This is a genomic window from Burkholderia sp. 22088 (assembly GCF_052045915.1).
Lineage (GTDB): Bacteria > Pseudomonadota > Gammaproteobacteria > Burkholderiales > Burkholderiaceae > Burkholderia > Burkholderia cepacia.
The window spans coordinates 44,471-64,536 of the sequence record NZ_JBQEPY010000022.1 but is presented as its reverse complement, the minus strand read 5'-3'; the positions used below and the strand labels follow the sequence as shown (position 1 = coordinate 64,536).

The following is a 20,066-nucleotide window of genomic DNA, read 5'->3' as shown; positions in this document are numbered from 1 at the left end:
GTGTTTGCTTATGGGGCGGCCGAAACCGCCGCCGGGGCTGTCAGCCGGCGTGGTGCGGGCTCAGCCCTGCTTGTTGCCGCCGAACATGCCGGCGAGTTGCGTGAGCGCGCCGAGCACGTTCGACGTATCGATCTGGCCGCCTGCCGGCACTTCGCCGTTCGGCGTCGCGCCGTTGACGACGTGCGGCAGCACCTGCGCGAGGATCGACGAAGCCTGCGACGGATCGATGCCGACCTTGCTCGCGAGCGAGCCGACGACGTCGGAGCCGAGCACGTTCTGCAGCGTGTCTGCAGAGATCGGCTGGTTTTCGCCGTTGCCGACCCACGAGCCGATGATGTCGCCGGCGCCGCCCGCCTTGAACTTCTCGATCAGGCCGTTCAGGCCGCCCGGCTGGTTGTTGATGAATTCGAGCGCGGTCGTGATCAGCGCGCTTTGCGAGTTGCCGCCGGCCTGGCCGCCGAGCAGACCGCCAACGATGTCGAGGAGACCCATGGTGCTTCACCTTTACTGAAAAGGGCGTCGTGACGACGACGCCCGTTGAACGAATGCCGCGCGCACGCCGTCGCGCGCGCGGCGCACATCAGGCGCCCGACGCCGCGGCGGCGGAGGCTGCCTTGTCCTTCTTGCTTTTCTTCTTCGAACCCTTCGTCGCCTTGGCCGACGACGCCGCGGCCGGTGCGCTCGCACCCGCGTCGGCGGATGCCGCTGCGGCCGCGGCGGCCTTTTCCTTCTTCGATGCGCGCTTGGCCTTGGCCGGTTTCGCCGCCGTGTCCGGCGCGCTTGCCGCCGGTGCCGGCGCAGTGGCCGTCGTACCGGCCGTCGCGGTCGTGGACGTCGACGCGGTGCCTGCCGACGTCGTTGCCGACGGGGTCGCCGGTGTCGTCGCGGCCGGCTTCGACAGCTTCACGCCCTTCGGCGGCGTCGACGAGCCGCCGATCGTCAGGCCGTTTTCCTCGAGATGGCCGACCGACTTCGTGCCGAGGCCCTTTACGCGGTTCGCGAGATCGTCCGCGTCCTTGAACGGGCCGTTCTTGGTGCGTTCGTCGATGATCGCCTTCGACTTCACGGGCCCGAGACCCTTCACGGATTCGAGCGCGGCCTGGTCGGCCGTGTTGACTTCGACGGCCGCGGCAAGGCCTGCGGCGAGTGACAGCGACAGCGCGACGAACAGCATCAGCAGCTTTTTCAGCATGGCAAAGGCTCCCTGGTTCTGATTCTGACGGATGAATGGCTGTTGCAACGGACGGCGGGCGAGACTTGGCCGGGCGTCGCCGTTAAGCATAGGACAAATGCGTGCCCTTTTTAAGACAGGCTGACCGAATCTTGCTGAAGGCTTGCGGCGCTGTAAAGACCGAAACCCGCGCCGGGCAGCGGTTTTGACCATTCTTTACGGTGTCGCGGGGTGTCGTGGGTCGTCGTCGCGCTGGCCGTTCGAAAGCGCTTGACTTAGAGTTGACTCTAACTCCTAACCTTGTTCCTGCCATGTCGAAAACCGTATCCAAACCTTCCGCCACCGGTCCGTTGACGATCGGGCAAGTCGCCGAGCTGACCGGCTTGTCGACGCATACGCTGCGGTACTACGAGCAGGCCGGCCTGCTGCGTGCGATTTCGCGCACGGCGGCCGGGCACCGGCTCTATGCGCCGGCCGACCTTGACTGGCTGGCCTTCGTGATGCGCCTGAAGGCGACCGGCATGCCGATCGCACAGATGCAGGAATTCGCGGCGCTGCGCGCGCAGGGCGAGCCGACCTTCGGTGAGCGGCGCCGCCTGCTGGTCACGCATCGCGACGCGGTGCGCGCGCATCTCGCGGAGCTGCAGGCGAGCCTCGACGTGATCAGCGACAAGATCGCGTACTACGAGGCACAGGAGCGCGATGCGGCACGACGGGCAAAACCCTCTCACTCCCCATCGGAACAGGACGGACACCATGGAACGACTCGTTGAAGACCGCTACACGCGCGGCTGGAACAAACTGAAGGAAATCGACGGGGAGGCGGGCGAACGCGTGATCGCGGCGCTCGCGCCGATCGCCCCGGACTTCGCACGGCTGCTGGTCGAGTTCGGCTTCGGCGACATCTACAGCCGGCCGCAACTCGACCTGAAGGCGCGCGAGATTGCGACGATCTCGGCGCTGGCCGCGCTCGGCAACGCGCAGCCGCAGCTGAAGGTGCATATCGAGGCCGCGCTGAACGTGGGCTGCACGCGCGACGAGATCGTCGAGGTGTTCATGCAGATGTCCGTGTACGCGGGTTTCCCGGCCGCGCTCAACGCGCTGTTCGCGGCGCGCGAGGTGTTCGCGCGGCTCGACGAAGCGGTCGGAGAGACAAGCGACGCGAACGACGCGGTCGGGCAGCTCGCGTGACGGGGCACGCGCCGGCACCCGCACGTCACGCGCGGTGCGGCGCGACGATCCGGTGCTTCGCGATGCGCCGGTACAACGTCGCGCGCGAGATGCCGAGCGCCTGCGCGGCGGCGTCGGGCCGCCAGCGGTGCGCGGTGAGCGCGGCGACGATGCGGCCGCGCTCGTCGTCAGGCAGGGTGCCGGTCGACGCGCCGCCGAGCTGCGCGGCGATATCGGCCGGCAGATCCTGTCGCGTCACGCGCGCGGCGTCGCACACCGCGCACGCATAGCGCAGCACGTTGCGCAGCTGCCGGACGTTGCCGGGCCACGGATACGCGGCCAGCTGTTCGGCGAGCGTTGCGTCGAGTGTCAGCACGTGGCCGGTTGCCTGCGCCTCCTCGGCGAACACGGTGGCGATCACGTCGCGCACGTCCGCGCGCTCGCGCAGCGGCGGCAGTTCGAACGTCGCGCCGCTCAGCCGGTAGTACAGATCCTCGCGGAACGTGCCGTCGGCCACCATGCGCGCGAGATCGCGGTGCGTCGCGCAGATCACGTCGAGATCGACGCGCACGGGCGTATCGCTGCCGAGCGGTACGACCTCGCCATCGGCGAGCACGCGCAACAGGCGGGTCTGCAGCGCGAGCGGCATGTCGCCGATTTCGTCGAGGAACAGCGTGCCGCCGTCGGCGAGTGCGATCTTGCCGCGCGCGCCGTGCTTGCGTGCGCCGGTAAACGCACCGGCCGCATAGCCGAACAATTCACTCTCGATCAGTGCTTCCGGCAGTGCGCCGCAGTTGACGGCGACGAACGGCCGCGCACGCCGCGCGCCGGCGTCGTGGATCGCGCGCGCGAACACTTCCTTGCCCGCACCGGTCTCGCCGAGCACGAGAATCGGCAGCCGCTTGCTTGCGACCCGCAACGCGAGTTCGGCCTGTTGTGCGATATGCGCGTCGCTGCTGTGCAGGAACGGCGTCAGCGCGCCGACGTGGCGTTGCGTGGTGCCCGGGCGGCGCGAGGCCGTGCCGGGCTCGCGGCCGGTGCGCCGTAGCGGCGCGCGCAGCCGCGCATAGAGCGGCGCGCCGGTCGCGCGCAACCGCAGCGCGACGATCGCATCGAGCCGCGCGGCATCGCGCAGCGGCATCTCGGTCGCATCGAAGATCTCGTCGATATGGCGCGGTTCGCGCAGCGCCGGCAGTGCGTCGCGCGCCTGCCGGTTCGCGGCGACGATATTGCCGCATTCGTCGAACGCGATCAGCCACTCGGGTTGCGCTTCGACGTAATGACGATTCGGATGCCCGAACAGGATCCAGTGCTGCGCGGTGCTGTGCACGAAGTAGCCGTCCTCGATCAGCGCCGCGCTCTGCCGTACGAGCTGATAGACGAGACGCTGGCTGTCGCGGCCGTCGGGCGATTGAACGGCCGACGCGTCGAGCACGCCGATCAGCTCGCCGCCCGGCGAGAAGATCGGCGCCGCGCTGCAGGTGAGCGTCGTGAAGGCCGCGCGAAAGTGATCGGTCTTGTGCACGGTGATCGGCGCGAGATCGGTCAGCACGTTCGCGACACCGCAGGTGCCTTCCTCGCTTTCCGACCAGCACGAGCCGATGTGCAGCCCCGCGTGGCGGAAGTCGTTGCGGCGCTCGCGGTCGATCCGGTAGTCGATCGTCACGCCGTGCGCGTCGGTCAGCATCACGCAGTAGTCGGCGACGCGGATCATGTCGTGCAGCCTCGTCAGGCACTGGCCCGACGCGCGCAGGAAGGCCTCTTCCTTGTCGCGCACTTCGCGCAGCTCCGCCGCGGTCAGCACGCGCGGGCCGATCGACGAAGCGGGGTCGAGACGGTAGCGCTCGAGCGACCGTTGCCACGATGACACAAGGCGCGTGGATTCGGCCGGCGCGGGCAGGCGTCCGGCGAGCGCGCCGAGCACACGGTCGGCGTGCTGGGCCTGGGGGACGGCGTAGGGCATGGTCGGCTCCGGTTCCGTACGGCGGGGAATGCGATGTTCTTGTAGCACATCCCGTTCGACGGATCACATTGCATCGCAGCACGCGGCGGGCATGAGACGTTCGTCTCACCGGTATCGCGCACTGTCTCGTGTCGCTGAGACGCGCGCATGTGCGGCATGCGCGGATCGTCCGGCATGACGCGGCCCGCGCGGCGCCGCGACAGCGCGGGGTTTGCGGGCGCAACGGCGCGTTTGCACCGGCGTCGCGGCGGCCGTTTCGTTGCATCGACGGGGTGAGACGAACGGGCGGAATTGCCGCGCGCGCCGTGGCTCCGGCAGCGAACCGGCGGCGTCGACATGCCCGCCGCGCCAGCGTGCACACGGGTTTCACGGACATCGCACGCTCGATGGCACGCCGCTTGCAGAGATCACGGGCAGGTCGGCGCGGTCGCGTCGACGATGAAGATCCGCCGCCCGGCGATGGCAGCGGACGAGACAGGCAGGGCCGCGGCGTACAGCATTGCGCCGGGGCCGGCCAACTGGATGGAGACGAACCCGTGACGACGCCCGTTACCGTCGGCGTGATCGCGAACCCCGCATCGGGGCGCGACATCCGCCGCCTCACGACGCATGCCTCCGTGTTTCCGACGGCGGAGAAGGCGAACATGATCGTGCGCCTGCTGGCCGGCCTCGGCGCGATGGGCGTCGAGCGCGTGCTGACGCTGCGCGACCGTACGGGCATCGCGACGCTGCTGCTGCGCGCGATCGACACGCATCGCGCGGTCGCGCCGCACGAGCGCTGGCCCGAGGTCGAATTCGTCGACCTGCCGATCACCGATACCGTCGCCGACACACAGGCCGGTGCCGCGTACCTGCACCGCATGGAAGTCGCGCTGATCGTCGTGCTCGGCGGCGACGGCACGCATCGCGCCGTGGCCGCGCACTGTGGCGCGACACCGCTCGTCGCGCTGTCCACCGGCACCAACAACGCGTTTCCCGAACATCGCGAGGCAACCGTCGCGGGCGTCGCGGCAGGACTCGCCGCGACCGGCGCGGTGCCGGCCGAAGTCGCGTTCACGCGCAACAAGCGGCTCGTCGTGCGCTGCGTGGCGGGTGCGCAGCCGGGGCGCGAGGAGATCGCGCTCGTCGACGTGTGTGCCGCGCGCCAGCGCTTCATCGGCGCCCGCGCGATCTCGGGGTCCGACGACATCGATTCGCTCTACCTGACGTTCGCGGAACCGGACGGGATCGGCCTGTCCGCGCTCGGCGGCGCGTGGGCGCCGCTCGAACGCAGCGCGCCGCACGGGCTCGCGATGCGCTTCGCGGCCGAAGGCAAGGCGGCCGGCACGCCGCTCGTCGCGCCGATTGCGCCGGGCCGCGTCGATCGCGTCGTGATGCGCAGTTGCGAACGGCTCGAGCCGGGCGCGTGGCAGACGATTCCGTTCGAGCGCGGCACGCTCGCGTTCGACGGTGAACGCGAGATCGAGGTCGCGCGCGGCGATCGCTACGAGATCTCGCTCGACTGGCGCGGGCCGCTGACGGTCGATGTCGGCCGCACGCTGCGTTACGCGTCGTCGCGGCAACTGCTGCGCGATGCCGGCGCGTGGCACGACTGAGCCGCTGCTGTTTCGCATGACGTTTCGACTTCCATAACGATCCTCAAGGAGACATTGCCATGACGGCTTCACTCGAAGGACAGGTCGCCATCGTCACGGGCGGCGCGCGCGGCATCGGCCGCGGCATTGCGCTGACGCTTGCCGGCGCGGGCGCCGACGTCCTGCTGGCCGACCTGCTCGACGACGCGCTCGACGCCACCGCGCGCGAGGTACGCGCGCTCGGTCGGCGGGCGGCGGTCGCGAAGGTCGACGTCACGCAGGCCGCGCAGGTCGACGCGATGGTCGCGCAGGCGCTCGCCGAACTCGGCCGGCTCGACATCCTCGTGAATTGCGCGGGCGTGATCAGCATTCATCCGGTCGCCGAACTGACCGAGCGCGACTGGGATGTCGTGATGGACGTGAACGCGAAGGGCACCTTCCTCGGCTGCCGCGCGGCGCTCGCGCACCTGAAGGCGCAGGGCCGCGGCCGGATCATCAACGTCGCGTCGATCGCCGGCAAGGAAGGCTTTCCGAATCTCGCGCATTACAGCGCATCGAAATTCGCGGTCGTCGGCTTCACGAACGCGCTCGCGAAGGAGCTTGCGCGCGACGGCGTGACCGTCAACGCGATCTGCCCCGGCATCGTCCGTACCTATATGTGGGACCGGCTGTCCGACGAATGGAAGGCCGACGGCGAAACGGTCGAGGAATCGTGGCAGCGGCACCAGTTGACGCTGATCCCGCAGGGCCGCGCGCAGACGCCGGAGGACATGGGCCGGCTCGCGCTGTTCTTCGCGACGATGGACAACGTGACGGGCCAGGCCGTGAACGTCGACGGCGGCTTCACGTTCCACTGACGGCCGCAGGCCGTGCAATCCGTCGCCACGGCATCGCCGCGGCGGCATTCGCAGTCAGACCTACCCAGGAGACACACATGACCGTTTCGACACAGCTCAGCAGGGACAAGCTGCTGGACGCCTACCGGCTGATGCGCACGATCCGCGAATTCGAGGAGCGCCTGCACGTCGAATTCGCGACCGGCGAGATCCCCGGCTTCGTTCACCTGTACGCGGGCGAGGAGGCGTCCGCGGTCGGCACGATACTGCACCTCGGCCTCGACGATTACGTCGCGACCACGCACCGCGGCCACGGCCATTGCATCGCAAAGGGCGTCGACGTGCACGGGATGATGGCCGAGATCTACGGCAAGAAAACCGGCGTCTGCCATGGCAAGGGCGGCTCGATGCACATCGCCGACCTGTCGATGGGGATGCTCGGCGCCAACGGGATCGTCGGCGCGGGCGGCCCGCTCGTGTGCGGCGCCGCGCTCGCGGCGAAGCACAAGAAGACGGGCGGCGTCGGCGTGTGCTTCTTCGGCGACGGCGCGTCGAACCAGGGCGTGATCTTCGAATCGATGAACCTCGCGTCGGTGTGGCGGCTGCCCGCGATCTTCGTCGCCGAAAACAACGGCTACGCGGAAGCGACGTCGTCGAGCTGGTCGGTCGCGACCGACAACATCGCCGATCGCGCGAACGGGTTCGGGATGCCGGGCGTGATCGTCGACGGCTTCGACTTCTTCGCGGTGCACGAAGCGCTCGGCGAAGCCGTCGAGCGCGCGCGAAACGGCGGCGGCCCGACGCTCGTCGAGGTGAAGTTCACGCGTTATTTCGGCCACTTCGAAGGCGATGCGCAGACCTATCGCGCACCCGGCGAGGTGCAGAAGCTGCGCGACGAGAAGGACTGCCTGAAGCATTTCGAGACGCGCGTCGTGCGGGCCGAAGCGTTGACGACCGCCGATCTGCGCGCGGTCGATGCCCAGGTGAAGGCGCTGATCGACGACGCGGTCGCGCAGGCCAAGGCCGCGCCGCTGCCCGACGCGGCCGACCTGCTGACCGACGTCTACGTGTCGTACCCGTGAGCGCGGCCTGACACCGCGGCCGACACGGCGAACCGAACATTCCAGGAGACAGACATGGCAAGGAAGATCACTTATTCGCAGGCGATCAACGAGGCACTCGCGCAGGAAATGGCGCGCGACGACAGCGTGATCGTGATGGGCGAGGACAATGCAGGCGGCGCGGGCGCGCCGGGCGAGGACGACGCGTGGGGCGGCGTGCTCGGCGTGACGAAGGGGCTGTTCCACAAATTTCCGGGCCGCGTGCTCGACACGCCGCTGTCGGAGGGCGGCTACATCGGCGCGGCGGTCGGTGCGGCCGCATGCGGGATGCGGCCGGTCGCGGAGCTGATGTTCATCGATTTCATGGGCGTGTGCTTCGACCAGATCTTCAACCAGGCCGCCAAGTTCCGCTACATGTTCGGCGGCAAGGCCGTGACGCCGGTCGTGATCCGCGCGATGTACGGCGCCGGGCTGCGCGCGGCCGCGCAGCACTCGCAGATGCTCACGTCGCTGTTCACGCACATCCCGGGGCTGAAGGTCGTGTGTCCGTCGACGCCGTACGACGCGAAGGGGCTGCTGATCCAGGCGATCCGCGACAACGATCCCGTGATCTTCCTCGAACACAAGCTGCTCTATACCCGCGAAGGCGACGTGCCGGAGGAGTCCTATGCCATTCCGTTCGGCGAGGCAAACGTGATGCGCGACGGCGACGACGCGACGATCGTCACGTACGGCCGGATGGTGTATCTCGCGATGGACGCGGCCGCGAAGCTCGCGAAGGACGGCATCCAGGTCGACGTGATCGATCTGCGCACGACGTCGCCGCTCGACGAGGAAACGATCCTCGAAAGCGCGGAGCGCACCGGGCGCGTCGTGGTCGTCGACGAAGCGAACCCGCGCTGCTCGATCGCGACCGACATTGCCGCGCTCGTCGCGCAGCGCGCGTTCCATGCGCTGAAGGCACCGATCGAGCTCGTGACCGCGCCGCACACGCCCGCGCCGTTCGCGAGCGTGCTGGAAGACCTGTATATCCCGTCCGCCGATGCGATTGCGCAGGCGGTCCTGAAGACGAGGAGCTGACACGATGTCGATTCACATGATCACGATGCCCAAGTGGGGGCTGTCGATGGAGCAGGGGCAGGTCAACGGCTGGTTGAAGACGATCGGCGAACGCGTGACGAAGGGCGACGAAGTGCTCGACGTCGAGACCGACAAGATCTCGTCGGGCGTCGAATGCGCGTTCGACGGCACGCTGCGCCGGCAGGTCGCGCAGGAAGGCGAGACGCTGCCGGTCGGCGCGCTGCTCGGCGTCGTCGCGGCGGCCGATGCGAGCGATGCGGACATCGACGCGGCGATCGCCGATTTCCAGCGCGACTTCGTGCCGAGCGAGGCCTCCGACGAAGCGGCCGGCCCGCAACCCGAGAAGGCGCAGATCGGCGGCCGGACGGTGCGCTTCCTGAAGCTCGGCGAAGGCACGGGCACACCCGCCGTGCTGATTCACGGCTTCGGCGGCGACCTGAACAACTGGCTGTTCAATCACGCGGATCTCGCCGCGCACCGGCCCGTGTGGGCACTGGACCTGCCCGGCCATGGCGAATCGGGCAAGGCGGTCGAGACGGGCAGCCTCGACGAACTCGCCGACGCGGTGCTCGCGCTGCTCGATGCGAAGGGCATCGACCAGGCGCACCTGATCGGCCATTCGATGGGCGGCGCGGTTGCGATGGCGGCCGCGGAACGCGCGCCGCAACGCGTCGCGTCGCTGACGCTGATCGCGAGCGCGGGGCTCGGCACCGACATCAACCGCGCTTACATCGACGGCTTCGTCGCCGGCAACAGCCGCAACACGCTGAAGCCGCACCTCGGTGCGCTGTTCGCGGACAACGCGCTGGTCACGCGGCAGCTCGTCGAGGATCTCGTCAAGTACAAGCGGCTCGAAGGCGTGCAGGCCGCGCTCGAGCAGATCGCGAACGCGGCGTTCGACGGCGCCGCACAGCGGCGTGTGTTCCGCGACCGGCTCGCGACGCTGGCGCCGCGCACGCTCGTGATCTGGGGCGAGCGCGACCAGGTGATCCCGGCGCATCACGCGCAGGCTTTACCCGACGGCGTGCGTGCCGAAGTGATCGCCGGCCGCGGGCACATGGTGCAGATGGAGGCGGCCGCCGACGTGAACCGCCTGATCGTCGCGTTCCTCGGAGACTGACGATGGCCGCCGCGCTCGAACGACCCAGCCTCACGGCGCTCGGCCAGCCGGGCGCGAGAAGCCGCGACAAGCTCGCGCGCATTCCGGTGCGCGTCGAGCCCGCGGCAGGCGCGGCGCTGCCGAAGCCGCCGTGGCTGCGCGCGCGGCCGATGATGAGCGCGGCGGTGGCCGACATGGCTGCCGTGCTGCGCGACCATCGGCTGCATTCCGTGTGCGAGGAGGCGATGTGCCCGAACATCGGCGAGTGCTTCGCGCAGCGCACCGCGACCTTCATGATCATGGGCGGCCTGTGCACGCGGCGCTGCCCGTTCTGCGACGTCGCGCACGGTCGTCCCGAGCCGCTCGATCCCGACGAGCCGGCGCGGCTGGCCGACACGGCCGCGGCGCTCGGCCTGCGCTACGTCGTGATCACGTCGGTCGACCGCGACGACTTGCGCGACGGCGGCGCCGCGCATTTCGCCGCGTGCATCGCGGCGGTACGTGCGAGCGTGCCGGGCATCGGCGTCGAAGTGCTGACGCCGGACTTCCGCGGCCGCGTGGCCCGTGCGCTCGATGCGCTGTCGACGGCCTGGCCCGACGTGTTCAACCACAACATCGAGACGGTGCCGTCGCTGTATCGCGCGGCGCGACCGGGCGCCGACTATCGCGGTTCGCTCGAATTGCTCGCGCAGGCGAAGGCCGCGCGGCCGACGCTCGTGACGAAGTCGGGACTGATGCTTGGGCTCGGCGAGCGCGACGACGAGGTGCGCGACACGCTGCGCGACCTGCGCGCGCACGAAGTCGACGTGCTGACGCTCGGCCAGTATCTGGCGCCGTCGGCGCACCACCTGCCGGTGCGACGCTACGTGAGCCCGGAGGCATTCGCCGCGTGGCGCGACGACGCGCTGGCGCTCGGTTTCAGGGAAGTCGTCGCCGGCCCGCTCGTGCGGTCGTCGTACCATGCGGCCGACGTGCTGGAGGACAGGTAGCGGGCGGCGCGTCAGGCCGACGCCGGAGTGTGCGCGCGACTCACCCGGCGCAGGTACAGCACAAGCCCGGCGCCCGCGAGCATCAGGCTGACCGTGTTCGCGAACCAGAAGCCGCGCGCGCCGGTCAGCCACGCGGGCGCGATGCCGCCCACGTCGAAGCCGAGCACGTAGCCGCCGCTGAGCCCGACGCCCCACAGCGCGACCGCATAGATCACGGTCGGCACGACCGCGACCTTGTAGGCCCGCAGCACGAACGCCGACGTGACCTGCAGCGCATCGAAGACGTGGTAGCACGCGACGATCGCGACGAGCGGCATCGCGGCCGCGGCGACGGCCGGGTTCGGCGTATAGCCGCCGATGATCAGCGGTCGCAGCACGAACACGAGCAGGCCGTATGTCGCGGCAATGCCGCACGCGAAGATCACGCTGTGGCGGCCGAGCAGCCGGGCTTCTTCGGGCCGTCCGGCGCCGAGCGCGCGCGCGACCAGCGTCGATGCCGCCACGCCGATCGACAGCGGCGTCATGTACAGCACCGCGCCGATGTTGCCGGCGATCTGGTGGCCGGCGAGCGTCGTCGTGCCGAATTGCGCGATGAACAGCGCCATGCACGTGTACGACGTGACCTCGATCAGGTACGACAGGCCCATCGGCACGCCGAGTTTCAGGATCGCCTTCTGGCGTTCCCAGACCGGCCAGCAGAAGCGCGAGAAGATCGCGAGCGGCGCGAACACATCGAGCTTCGCGAGCAGCGTATAGCCGATCAGCGCGAGCGCCCAGTTGATCAGCGTGCTCGCGAGCCCGCAGCCGGGGCCGCCGAGTGCCGGTACGCCGAACCCGCCGAAGATGAACCACACGTTGAGCGGAAACTTGAGCACCAGCGCGCCGATCTGCAGGATCATCGCGAGGCGCGGCTTGCCGGCCGCGTTGGTCAGCGCGTTGTAGATGCGGAAGACGAGGCTGGCTGGCAGCCCGTACGACAGGATGCGCAGGTAGTCGACGGTGCGTTCGTGCAGCGCGGCGGGTGCGTGCGCGACGCGCAGCAGCGGTTCGGGAAAATGCAGCAGGAGAAAGCCGGGCACCGCGAGCAGCAGCGCGAGCCACAGCGCCTGGCGCACTTCCTCGCCGATTTCGGCATAGCGTCGCGCACCGTACAGTTGGCCGGTGATCGGCTGCAGCGCGGACAGGATGCCCGTCAGGCCGATGTAGATCGACACGTAGATCGACGAGCCGAGCCCGAGCGCGGCCAGATCGACGGCCGAGTAGCGGCCGACCATCGCGGTGTCGATCACGCCGAACGCGATGATCGCGAGCTGGCCGACGAGCACCGGCCATGCGAGACCGACGATTCGGCGGATGTCGCCGAACATCGTCAGTCGGCCGGCTGACGGCGCGGCGGACGCCGCTTGACGGGCGTCTTCGGCCGTTCGATGCGCTCGTACAGGCGGAAGCGCTCGTCGCGGTCGGCGACGCGGCGGCCTTCCCACACGAGGCGCCACACGTATTGCGACATCGAGCTCGGCTCGCCGAAGTCCGCGCGGTCCTGGCGCAGGATCACGTCGCAGTCGCCGGAGAAATCGAAGCGCATGTTGCCGAAATACGCGAAGGTCGCGATCTGCGCGTCACCGAGCCGCACGGGCGCGATGCACTCGTAGTCGGACGGCAGGTGCACGGAGATCTGCTGCGCGACGTCGCGATAGGTCCGGCCGTAATTGACGATCGGCAGCCACAGCGTCATCAGCAGCACCCACATCAGCGTGGTACCCGCACCCGACAGCACGACGCTGCGCCACAGAACCTTCGGCTGCCGCGAGATGCGCCAGCGCACGAGGAAGCACCAGCACACCGTGGCGATCACCGCGCAGACGAACGACAGGATCTTGAAGTGCGGCTCGTAGCCGGGCACGAGGCGCGCGAGGTTGCGGGCGAGCGGATGCGGGAAGCCCGTGAGCGAGGCAAGCCACACGAGCCACACGAAGGTGCCGATGATCGTGAAGCTCAGCACCGCGAACCAGTCGATCGCGTTGATCGCGCCGCGCTTGAGGGTCGGCAGCGCGAACGTCGCGAGCACCGCGAGCGGCGGCATCAGCAGCATGTACATGCGGTTCGACTGCTGGCTCTGCAGGATCACGAGCGCGACGAGCGGCACGGCGACCGACAGCGGAATCGCGACGTGCGCGCGGCGGCGCATGCCGGCCCAGCTCCACCATGCCCAGATCGCGAGCGGCCACGCGGGCCACGTGAACAGCGGCAGGTTCTTTGCCGCATAGCCGAGCACGGCGGTCGGCGGGCCGGAAAAGCGCATCAGGCTGCCGTGAATCCACTGGTTGAAGAACCATGCGGCGTCGTCGGGCGCCGCGACGAACGCGGCGAGCGGCCACAGCGCGAAGATCGCGGCCGCGAGCGGTACGCCGACCAGCGGCAGGCGCAGGTTGCGCATCTCGGGCGTGACGAGCCACAGCACGGCCGTGCCGGCGAGCAGGGCGACGACGAGCACCGGGTTGCCGGATAGGGCGACGAGGCCGATCGCGAGCCCCCACCACAGTGCGCCCTGCATCGGTTTGTCGATGCCGCGAACGATCCCGTAGACGAGCATGGCGATCCACGCGAACTGCGCCAGCTGCGGCGTCGTTTCGTGTCCGCGCTCCGCGAGGCCGAAGCAGGCGACGAGCACCAGCAGCGCGCCGTCGGCGAGCGTGCGGCCGTAGTCGCGCGGCTCGGGTTCGCCGCCGAATGCGTATTTGAACGGCTGGACCTCGGCACGCCGACCGAGCAGATAGGCTGCGTACCAGACGAACGCGCACGCGACGCAGAACAGCACGCCGGTATCGACGCGCGACGCGTTGCTCGCATCGACCCACGGGCCGAGGCCGCGGATCGACAGCGCGCCGAGCCAGTAGCCGAGCGGCCCGTCGGTCGTGATGAACTTGCCGACGAGGTTCGGCAGCAGCCAATCGTGCCAGCCGCCCTTGGCCATCGTCCACATCACGCCGAAGCCCGCCGCGTCCTCGTTCTTCCACGGGTCGCGGCCGAACAGGCCGAACGCTGCGTAGACGAAGCAGAGGGTAAGCAGCAGCCAGCGCGGCAGCGCACGCGTGGCGGAGGCGGTGAGACGGACGACAGGCTTCATGCAGATGAGCGATTTGTTATGGGCGGGCGGCCGGCGCGGGTGCGCGCGGTCGAGCCGGTTTCGAGCATCCGGCATTGTAGACGCGCCGGCAGTTGCGCGTCAGGCCGATGCCCGGACGCCGGCCGGCGCTTTCCCGGCGAGCAGAGACAAAAAAGGGCAGCCTGGGCTGCCCTTTTGTGCGATACCGGTGCGTTGCAACCACCGGATGCGGTGCAAAGCTTACTTCGCCTTGCCGCTGGCGCGAACGCCGAACTTGTTCTTGAACTTCTCGACACGGCCGGCCGTGTCCATGATCTTTTGCTGACCCGTGTAGAACGAGTGCGATTCCGACGACACTTCGATCTTGGCGAGCGGGTAGGTCTTGCCGTCGAGTTCGATGTTTTCACGCGTCTGGATCGTCGAGCGCGTGATGAACTTGAAGCCGTTCGACATGTCTTGGAAGACGACTTCGCGGTAATCCGGGTGAATGCCAGGTTTCATGATTTTCCTTGGTGAGAGCGGTAGCCAACCCGCCGCTTGCCGTGCCGTGCCGCACAAAGTTGCGCGATCCAGCCGACGTCAAGCCCGGCGCGAGCCACTTGCCTAAGGTCGAAAAACGGCGATTATGCCAGAAAATCAGATGGTTGACGAATTATTTTCACGGTGCATCGAGCGCGCCGGTGCCGGCCGGATCCTGCCGGTAGTAGCGCGCGAGCAGCCGGTACAGCTCCGGAAATTCGGACTCGAACGCTTTCGGCCTTACGAACAGCGCTTCGCTGCACACCGCGAAGAATTCGGACGGGTGGTCGGCCGCATACGGATCGATCAGCGATTCCCGCTCGAAGCGTGCCCACGCGCGGTCCGGCACCGCGTCGACGCGCGCGCAGAACTGGTCGTACGCGTGCTCGAACACGTCGGCCCAGGCCTGCGCATCGAGGTACGGCGCGTGCCAGCGGCGAAAAAGGGGCGGATAGCCGTCGGCTGCGCCGTTGACCATGTCGATCTTGTGCGCGAACTCGTGGATCACGACGTTGTACGCGTCGCGGCCGTCCGTCATCTGCGCATCCTCCCACGACAGGATCACGGGGCCGCCTTCCCAGGCCTCGCCGCTCGCGTCCTGCTCCACTTCGTGGACGACGCCGTCCTCGTCCTGCACCGTCTTGCGGATCACGAATTCGCCAGGATACACGACGACGCCGACCCAGCCGTCGTACAGCGACAGGTCGAGATTCAGCACGGGCAGGCAGGCCTGCGCGGCGATCGCGACGATCATCGCGTCGGTCAGCTCGAGCCCGTGCGCGGTCGAGAACGATTTCTTCGCGACGAACAGGCTCGTCAGTTCGCGCAGCCGGCCGAGCGCGTCGGGCGACAGCGCCGCGAGGAACGGCAGGCGCTCGACGGTGTCGTGCCATAGCGCGTCGGGGATCGGATGGCTGCGCAGCGCGCGGTCGCGGCGGCGGTCGTCGAACCAGCGGGTCAGTTTCGAGAGCATGAAGGCGGCTCGCGGAAATCCAAAGCCTGTCTTTTAACTCAATCGATCTCTTTTTGCCATGCCGCGAAGAGGCCGCCGACGAGCGCCACGCCGGCCAGGAAGTAAAAGCCGTCGAGCGACGCGAGAAACGACGCCTGTTGCGCGACCATGCGCGCGATCGACGCGATCGCGAGCCCGTGCGCGTCGTTCAGCGCGTGGCCGGCGGCCGCATAGCTGCGCGTCAGCGCATCGACGGCCTGCTGGAACAGCGGATCGAACACGTTCGCACGCTCGACGAGTCGCGTCTGATGCACGGCCACGCGGTGCTGCTCGACGATGATCACCGACGACGTCGCAAACGAGATCGTCAGTTGCCGCACGATGTTCTTCAGCCGGTAGCCGTGCGTGTATTCGTCGATCGCGAAGATCCGGAACGTCAGGTTGGCCACCGGCAGCACGATGAAGAGCAGGAGCAGCCCGCGCAGCAGCAGCGGGACGATCAGCGCGGCTTCGCCGACCTGCGGCGTCATTCGCGTCATCCACAGCGCGGCCGTGATGGCGATCGCGAACCCCGGCACGACGAACCACTTCTTGTGCGTGACGAATTTCGCGTAACGCAGGTAGGCGAACAGCGCGGTGGCCGAAATCAACGACATCGTGCCGACGAGCCGCCCGGCGTTCTCGACCGGATAGCCGAGTCCGCCTTCGAGAAGCCGCGAGGTCAGGTAACTGAAGCCTGTCGACTCGTAGTAATAGAACATGTAGAGCAGCAGCCCGACCTGGAACGTCCGTTCGCGGAACGCGTGAAGGCGCACGAGCGGCGTCGGATGGTTCCACTGGTGATACGCGAACCACGCGAGCGCGCCGATCCCCGCGATCGTCAGCAGGATCAGCATCGGCGAGCCGCTGTAGAGCTGGTAATGCACCTGCTGCAGCACGATCTGCAGCGCACCTTGTGCGAGTGCGAACACGACATACGGCCAGAAGTGTCCGGAGCCGCGTTCGTCGTCGGGCGTCCGGCCCGAGTCGGGCAGCGTGAGCAGCGCGAGGATCGCGAACGCGATGCCGGCCGGCGCCGTGCATGCAAACAGTGCGCGCCATGTCGAATGCGCGACGAGCAGGCCGCCCACGATCGGCGCGAGCGCGCTGCCGAGCAGGATCATGATGAGGAACGCGCGCGTCGCGGGCGGCCTTTCCTGCGGCTTGAAACTGATCTGGATCAGGATCCGGCACGCGCCCATCATCGGGCCGATGAAATATCCCTGGAAACCGCGCGCGAACGCGAGTTCGAGCGACGTGTCGGCGAGCGCGGCCGCGATCGCGCCGAACGAGAACATCAGCATGCAGCCGGCGACGTAGCGGCGATGGCCGAGCCGGTCGACCCACCATTGCTGCTGCAGGATGCCGAGCACGGCCGTGACCGCGTAAGCGCTCGACGACCACACGAGTTCGTCGGGCGAAGCGTTGATGCCGCCCGCGATGTAGCTCGCGAAGAACGAGAAGGCCGCGTTGTCGAAATAGTCGATGCCGGTGACGAGCGCGAGCGCCCACGGGAACAGGTCCGCGCGCAGGTTCGCGCGGCTCCATAGCGGCGGGCGACCGGGCATCGCGTTCATTCGCGAGCCTTGCGCGCGCGCCGCGTGCCGCTTTCGGCCTGCCGCTGCGCGATAAGCGCGTCGGCGTTTTCGCCGGCAAGACGCCGCTCGACGTAGTCGATGTCGTGCTGCAGTTCCTTGCGCAGCGCGACGGCTTCCTTCAGTTCGCGCTGGACGGCCGCGATCCGCCGGTCGAGCGTATCGATCTGCTCGGCGAGGCCGGTACGGATGTCGCGCAGCGACGCTTCCGAGTAGCGGCGCCGGCCGTCGGCCGTTTCTTCGAGCGGGCGCTTCAGCATTTCGGTGATGCCGTGCAGCGAGAAGCCGAGCGCGCGCAGCCGCAGGATGCGCGCGAAGCGCTCGAGGTCGGCTTCGTCGTAGAGGCGGTAGCGGCCCTCGCTGCGCGACGGCGTGACGAGCCCGCGCTCCTCGTAATACTTCAGCGTGCGCGGCGTGACGCCGAGTCGCGACGCGGCATCGCTCACGGTCAGCAACGGGTTGGAGGTGTCGTTCGGCATGGGGCGTGGAGGGAATTCGATCCGGGCGATGGCGCGATTATAGATCAACCTGTACGTTCACGTTCAGGTTGGCACCGAAAAACGGCCGCCGGGCAGGATGCGCGGGCGGCCGTTCGGTGCGGGGCGGGGGGCGCTTAGCCGCCGCGGCGCATCAGGTCGAAGAACTCGGAGTTGCTCTTCGTCTGGCGGATCTTGTCGAGCAGGAATTCCATTGCCTCGACTTCGTCCATGTCGTGGATGAACTTGCGCAGCACCCAGATCTTCTGGAGGATCTCGGGCTTGATCAGCATTTCTTCGCGGCGCGTGCCCGACTTGTTCAGGTTGATCGACGGATAGACGCGCTTTTCCGCGAGGCGGCGCTCGAGGTGCACTTCCATGTTGCCGGTGCCCTTGAACTCTTCGTAGATCACGTCGTCCATGCGGCTGCCGGTTTCGATCAGTGCGGTGCCGATGATCGTCAGCGAGCCGCCTTCCTCGATGTTGCGTGCCGCGCCGAAGAAGCGCTTCGGGCGCTGCAGTGCGTTCGCGTCGACGCCGCCCGTCAGCACCTTGCCCGACGCCGGGATCACGGTGTTGTATGCACGTGCGAGACGCGTGATCGAGTCGAGCAGGATCACGACGTCGTGCTTCATTTCGACGAGGCGCTTGGCCTTCTCGATCACCATTTCGGCGACCTGAACGTGGCGCGTGGCCGGTTCGTCGAACGTCGAGGCGATCACTTCGCCCGCGACCGAGCGCTGCATTTCGGTCACTTCTTCAGGGCGCTCGTCGATCAGCAGCACGAACAGGATCACGTCCGGGTGGTTCTGCTTGATCGCGTGCGCGATGTGCTGGAGCATCACGGTCTTGCCCGACTTCGGCGATGCGACGAGCAGGCCGCGCTGGCCCTTGCCGATCGGCGCGATCATGTCGATGATGCGGCCCGTGACGTTCTCTTCGCCGCGCATTTCGCGTTCGAGCGAGAGCGGCTTGTTCGGGTGCAGCGGCGTGAGGTTCTCGAACATGATCTTGTGTTTCGAGGCCTCGGGCGGCTGCCCGTTGACTTTGTCGACCTTCACCAGCGCGAAGTAGCGTTCGCCGTCCTTCGGCGTGCGGACTTCACCTTCGATGGTGTCGCCGGTGTGCAGGTTGAAGCGGCGGATCTGCGACGGGCTGATGTAGATGTCGTCGGTGCTCGCGAGGTACGACATTTCCGGCGAGCGCAGGAAGCCGAAACCGTCCGGCAGCACTTCGAGCGTACCGTCACCGAAGATCGTCTCTCCCGTCTTGGCGCGCTTTTTAAGAATGGCAAACATCAACTCCTGCTTGCGCAGGCGGTTCGCGTTTTCGATCTCGAGGCCATTGGCCATTTCGATCAGTTCGGACACGTGCAGAGACTTGAGCTCGGATAAATGCATACGGAGAACCCGCCAGGGAGGAGACGACGAAAGAAATAAAGGGAGGAGGGCGAGCGGAAGCGCTCAGAGACTTAAATGCGTCTTGTAGACGTTTTTTGATTCTAGCATAGGCCGATTCGCGCTTGAGCGAGCGAACGGCGGCTTGACGGCGGACGTGTTGCCGGTTGACAACACGTCCGCGGAACTGCCGGTATTACAGGTGGCTGTCCAGGAATGCGGTGAGCTGCGACTTCGACAGCGCGCCGACCTTCTGCGCGGCGGCCGCGCCATTCTTGAACAGGATCAGCGTCGGGATGCCGCGCACGCCGAACTTGGCGGGCGTTGCCTGGTTGTCGTCGACGTTGATCTTCGCGATCTGCAGCTTGTCGCCGTAGTCCTTCGCGACTTCGTCGAGGATCGGGGCGATCATCTTGCACGGGCCGCACCATTCGGCCCAGAAATCGACGAGCACGGGCTTGTCGGACTTGACGACGTCCTGTTCGAACGATGCGTCGCTGATGTGTTTGATCTGTTCGCTCATTGGGTCAATACCTCTTACGGTTCGGGGACTGCCTGCTTGCGCGTTGCGGCGTACCGGCCGCCGTTGGCTGCCGGCCGCTGCGGCAGGTCACTCCGCTCTCCGGACAGGAGGGGTGTAAGCGCTGCATGCCGCGGCTCGCGGGTCGTTCGGGCGTCATATTAGCCTAAATTGCTATCTGCTGCGGGCGGCGATAGTAGCCGCTACGCGAGTAGGGGTACGACGCGCCGTTCGACCGTTGTGCCCTGCAGGTGGAGGCCGGCCCGTAAATTACAAGGGGACGCAGGCAATTCGGTGCGGGCGAGCGTCGTGCGACCCGATGCGCGCCGGTTTGTCCGGTCATATTCGCATTGGTGCGAACAAACGGTCGCATTCATCCGGAAGCGGTGATAGAATATGCCGTGACGGGCCTCCTCGCATGGTGGGGCGGTGAACCTGGTCAGGTCGGGAACGAAGCAGCCACAATCGTTTTCCGCCAGTGCCGAGGGTCGGGCTCGTCACCTTCCTTCTCGCCCCGTT

General features: G+C 67.8%; 19 protein-coding genes and 1 other RNA gene. 9 read left to right on the top strand and 11 right to left on the bottom strand.

The window, feature by feature from the left end; translation table 11 throughout:
- Window positions 1-60: 60 nt before the first annotated feature.
- On the bottom strand, window positions 61-492 hold the full coding sequence (locus ACTJLD_RS34210) for a YidB family protein (RefSeq protein ID WP_027787210.1): 432 nt from the start codon (window positions 490-492) through the stop codon (window positions 61-63).
- A gap of 88 nt (window positions 493-580) precedes the next feature.
- The gene (locus ACTJLD_RS34205; protein ID WP_060084262.1) at window positions 581-1,192 is read right to left on the bottom strand and encodes a ComEA family DNA-binding protein; all 612 of its coding nucleotides are present in this window, start codon (window positions 1,190-1,192) and stop codon (window positions 581-583) included.
- Window positions 1,193-1,482: 290 nt separating this feature from the next.
- Between ACTJLD_RS34205 and ACTJLD_RS34200 the strand changes: the two genes are divergently transcribed.
- The gene (locus ACTJLD_RS34200; RefSeq protein WP_060084261.1) at window positions 1,483-1,944 is read left to right on the top strand and encodes a MerR family transcriptional regulator; all 462 of its coding nucleotides are present in this window, start codon (window positions 1,483-1,485) and stop codon (window positions 1,942-1,944) included.
- A complete protein-coding gene (locus ACTJLD_RS34195) occupies window positions 1,928-2,362 on the top strand; it encodes a carboxymuconolactone decarboxylase family protein (RefSeq protein WP_440660916.1) in 435 nt (144 codons plus the stop codon). The genes ACTJLD_RS34200 and ACTJLD_RS34195 overlap by 17 nt, the downstream gene beginning before the upstream one ends.
- A 25-nt stretch (window positions 2,363-2,387) precedes the next feature.
- Here the strand turns inward: ACTJLD_RS34195 and ACTJLD_RS34190 are convergent, their stop codons facing one another.
- A complete protein-coding gene (locus ACTJLD_RS34190; RefSeq protein WP_059694561.1) occupies window positions 2,388-4,304 on the bottom strand; it encodes a sigma-54-dependent Fis family transcriptional regulator in 1,917 nt (638 codons plus the stop codon).
- A gap of 536 nt (window positions 4,305-4,840) precedes the next feature.
- On the opposite strand from ACTJLD_RS34190, the gene ACTJLD_RS34185 reads away from it, so the two are divergent.
- The 6 genes from ACTJLD_RS34185 (at window position 4,841) to lipA (ending at window position 10,943) form a co-directional block, all read left to right on the top strand.
- Entirely contained in the window at window positions 4,841-5,899 is a 1,059-nt protein-coding gene (locus ACTJLD_RS34185) for an ATP-NAD kinase family protein (RefSeq protein ID WP_048021069.1), read from the top strand.
- A 59-nt stretch (window positions 5,900-5,958) separates the two neighbouring features.
- The gene (locus ACTJLD_RS34180) at window positions 5,959-6,735 is read left to right on the top strand and encodes an SDR family NAD(P)-dependent oxidoreductase (RefSeq protein ID WP_027787216.1); all 777 of its coding nucleotides are present in this window, start codon (window positions 5,959-5,961) and stop codon (window positions 6,733-6,735) included.
- A 77-nt stretch (window positions 6,736-6,812) separates the two neighbouring features.
- On the top strand, window positions 6,813-7,796 hold the full coding sequence (locus ACTJLD_RS34175) for a thiamine pyrophosphate-dependent dehydrogenase E1 component subunit alpha (RefSeq protein ID WP_021156490.1): 984 nt from the start codon (window positions 6,813-6,815) through the stop codon (window positions 7,794-7,796).
- 54 nt (window positions 7,797-7,850) lie between these two features.
- Window positions 7,851-8,855, top strand: coding sequence for an alpha-ketoacid dehydrogenase subunit beta (locus ACTJLD_RS34170; protein WP_334003534.1), 1,005 nt, complete (start codon window positions 7,851-7,853; stop codon window positions 8,853-8,855).
- Between the two features lie 4 nt (window positions 8,856-8,859).
- Window positions 8,860-9,975, top strand: coding sequence for an acetoin dehydrogenase dihydrolipoyllysine-residue acetyltransferase subunit (locus ACTJLD_RS34165; RefSeq protein WP_440660912.1), 1,116 nt, complete (start codon window positions 8,860-8,862; stop codon window positions 9,973-9,975).
- Window positions 9,976-9,977: 2 nt separating this feature from the next.
- Window positions 9,978-10,943, top strand: coding sequence for a lipoyl synthase (gene lipA / locus ACTJLD_RS34160; RefSeq protein WP_027787219.1), 966 nt, complete (start codon window positions 9,978-9,980; stop codon window positions 10,941-10,943).
- An 11-nt stretch (window positions 10,944-10,954) separates the two neighbouring features.
- On the opposite strand, the gene ACTJLD_RS34155 is transcribed toward lipA, so the two are convergent.
- The 8 genes from ACTJLD_RS34155 to trxA all read right to left on the bottom strand — a co-directional run bounded on the left by ACTJLD_RS34155 (window position 10,955) and on the right by trxA (window position 19,550).
- Complete coding sequence (locus tag ACTJLD_RS34155; protein WP_060194335.1) at window positions 10,955-12,310, bottom strand: MATE family efflux transporter; 1,356 nt, start codon at window positions 12,308-12,310, stop codon at window positions 10,955-10,957.
- Window positions 12,311-12,312: 2 nt separating this feature from the next.
- The gene (locus ACTJLD_RS34150; RefSeq protein ID WP_440660910.1) at window positions 12,313-14,145 is read right to left on the bottom strand and encodes an ArnT family glycosyltransferase; all 1,833 of its coding nucleotides are present in this window, start codon (window positions 14,143-14,145) and stop codon (window positions 12,313-12,315) included.
- A gap of 144 nt (window positions 14,146-14,289) precedes the next feature.
- The gene (locus tag ACTJLD_RS34145) at window positions 14,290-14,550 is read right to left on the bottom strand and encodes a type B 50S ribosomal protein L31 (RefSeq protein ID WP_021156486.1); all 261 of its coding nucleotides are present in this window, start codon (window positions 14,548-14,550) and stop codon (window positions 14,290-14,292) included.
- A 157-nt stretch (window positions 14,551-14,707) separates the two neighbouring features.
- Complete coding sequence (locus ACTJLD_RS34140; RefSeq protein ID WP_027787222.1) at window positions 14,708-15,541, bottom strand: zinc-dependent peptidase; 834 nt, start codon at window positions 15,539-15,541, stop codon at window positions 14,708-14,710.
- Between the two features lie 38 nt (window positions 15,542-15,579).
- Window positions 15,580-17,136, bottom strand: a complete 1,557-nt coding sequence (locus ACTJLD_RS34135; RefSeq protein WP_060174299.1) for an MFS transporter — start codon at window positions 17,134-17,136, stop codon at window positions 15,580-15,582.
- A complete protein-coding gene (locus ACTJLD_RS34130) occupies window positions 17,133-17,633 on the bottom strand; it encodes a MerR family transcriptional regulator (protein ID WP_027787224.1) in 501 nt (166 codons plus the stop codon). Before ACTJLD_RS34130 ends, ACTJLD_RS34135 begins: the two co-directional genes overlap by 4 nt.
- 134 nt (window positions 17,634-17,767) lie before the next feature.
- Window positions 17,768-19,030 carry a transcription termination factor Rho gene (gene rho / locus ACTJLD_RS34125; RefSeq protein WP_006478662.1) on the bottom strand — a complete coding sequence of 421 codons (1,263 nt, stop codon included), beginning with the start codon at window positions 19,028-19,030 and terminating at the stop codon, window positions 17,768-17,770.
- A gap of 193 nt (window positions 19,031-19,223) precedes the next feature.
- Window positions 19,224-19,550: a thioredoxin TrxA gene (trxA, locus tag ACTJLD_RS34120; protein ID WP_006402348.1), complete on the bottom strand. Its 327-nt coding sequence runs from the start codon at window positions 19,548-19,550 to the stop codon at window positions 19,224-19,226.
- A 400-nt stretch (window positions 19,551-19,950) separates the two neighbouring features.
- Here trxA and ffs point away from each other — a divergent pair.
- An RNA gene (gene ffs, locus ACTJLD_RS34115) (signal recognition particle sRNA small type) lies at window positions 19,951-20,049 on the top strand.
- Window positions 20,050-20,066: the final 17 nt, after the last annotated feature.

What these genes read in the sequence shown, in the direction of transcription:
- ACTJLD_RS34205 (WP_060084262.1), bottom strand. Translation starts at nt 1,192, where the DNA reads ATGCTGAAAAAGCTGCTGATGCTGTTCGTCGCGCTGTCGCTGTCACTC.
- ACTJLD_RS34165 (WP_440660912.1), top strand. Translation starts at nt 8,860, where the DNA reads ATGTCGATTCACATGATCACGATGCCCAAGTGGGGGCTGTCGATGGAG.
- ACTJLD_RS34130 (WP_027787224.1), bottom strand. Translation starts at nt 17,633, where the DNA reads ATGCCGAACGACACCTCCAACCCGTTGCTGACCGTGAGCGATGCCGCG.
- ACTJLD_RS34140 (WP_027787222.1), bottom strand. Translation starts at nt 15,541, where the DNA reads ATGCTCTCGAAACTGACCCGCTGGTTCGACGACCGCCGCCGCGACCGC.
- ACTJLD_RS34175 (WP_021156490.1), top strand. Translation starts at nt 6,813, where the DNA reads ATGACCGTTTCGACACAGCTCAGCAGGGACAAGCTGCTGGACGCCTAC.
- ACTJLD_RS34180 (WP_027787216.1), top strand. Translation starts at nt 5,959, where the DNA reads ATGACGGCTTCACTCGAAGGACAGGTCGCCATCGTCACGGGCGGCGCG.
- ACTJLD_RS34200 (WP_060084261.1), top strand. Translation starts at nt 1,483, where the DNA reads ATGTCGAAAACCGTATCCAAACCTTCCGCCACCGGTCCGTTGACGATC.
- ACTJLD_RS34210 (WP_027787210.1), bottom strand. Translation starts at nt 492, where the DNA reads ATGGGTCTCCTCGACATCGTTGGCGGTCTGCTCGGCGGCCAGGCCGGC.
- rho (WP_006478662.1), bottom strand. Translation starts at nt 19,030, where the DNA reads ATGCATTTATCCGAGCTCAAGTCTCTGCACGTGTCCGAACTGATCGAA.
- trxA (WP_006402348.1), bottom strand. Translation starts at nt 19,550, where the DNA reads ATGAGCGAACAGATCAAACACATCAGCGACGCATCGTTCGAACAGGAC.
- ACTJLD_RS34150 (WP_440660910.1), bottom strand. Translation starts at nt 14,145, where the DNA reads ATGCCGGATGCTCGAAACCGGCTCGACCGCGCGCACCCGCGCCGGCCG.
- ACTJLD_RS34135 (WP_060174299.1), bottom strand. Translation starts at nt 17,136, where the DNA reads ATGAACGCGATGCCCGGTCGCCCGCCGCTATGGAGCCGCGCGAACCTG.
- ACTJLD_RS34195 (WP_440660916.1), top strand. Translation starts at nt 1,928, where the DNA reads ATGGAACGACTCGTTGAAGACCGCTACACGCGCGGCTGGAACAAACTG.
- ACTJLD_RS34190 (WP_059694561.1), bottom strand. Translation starts at nt 4,304, where the DNA reads ATGCCCTACGCCGTCCCCCAGGCCCAGCACGCCGACCGTGTGCTCGGC.
- ACTJLD_RS34170 (WP_334003534.1), top strand. Translation starts at nt 7,851, where the DNA reads ATGGCAAGGAAGATCACTTATTCGCAGGCGATCAACGAGGCACTCGCG.
- ACTJLD_RS34155 (WP_060194335.1), bottom strand. Translation starts at nt 12,310, where the DNA reads ATGTTCGGCGACATCCGCCGAATCGTCGGTCTCGCATGGCCGGTGCTC.
- ACTJLD_RS34145 (WP_021156486.1), bottom strand. Translation starts at nt 14,550, where the DNA reads ATGAAACCTGGCATTCACCCGGATTACCGCGAAGTCGTCTTCCAAGAC.
- lipA (WP_027787219.1), top strand. Translation starts at nt 9,978, where the DNA reads ATGGCCGCCGCGCTCGAACGACCCAGCCTCACGGCGCTCGGCCAGCCG.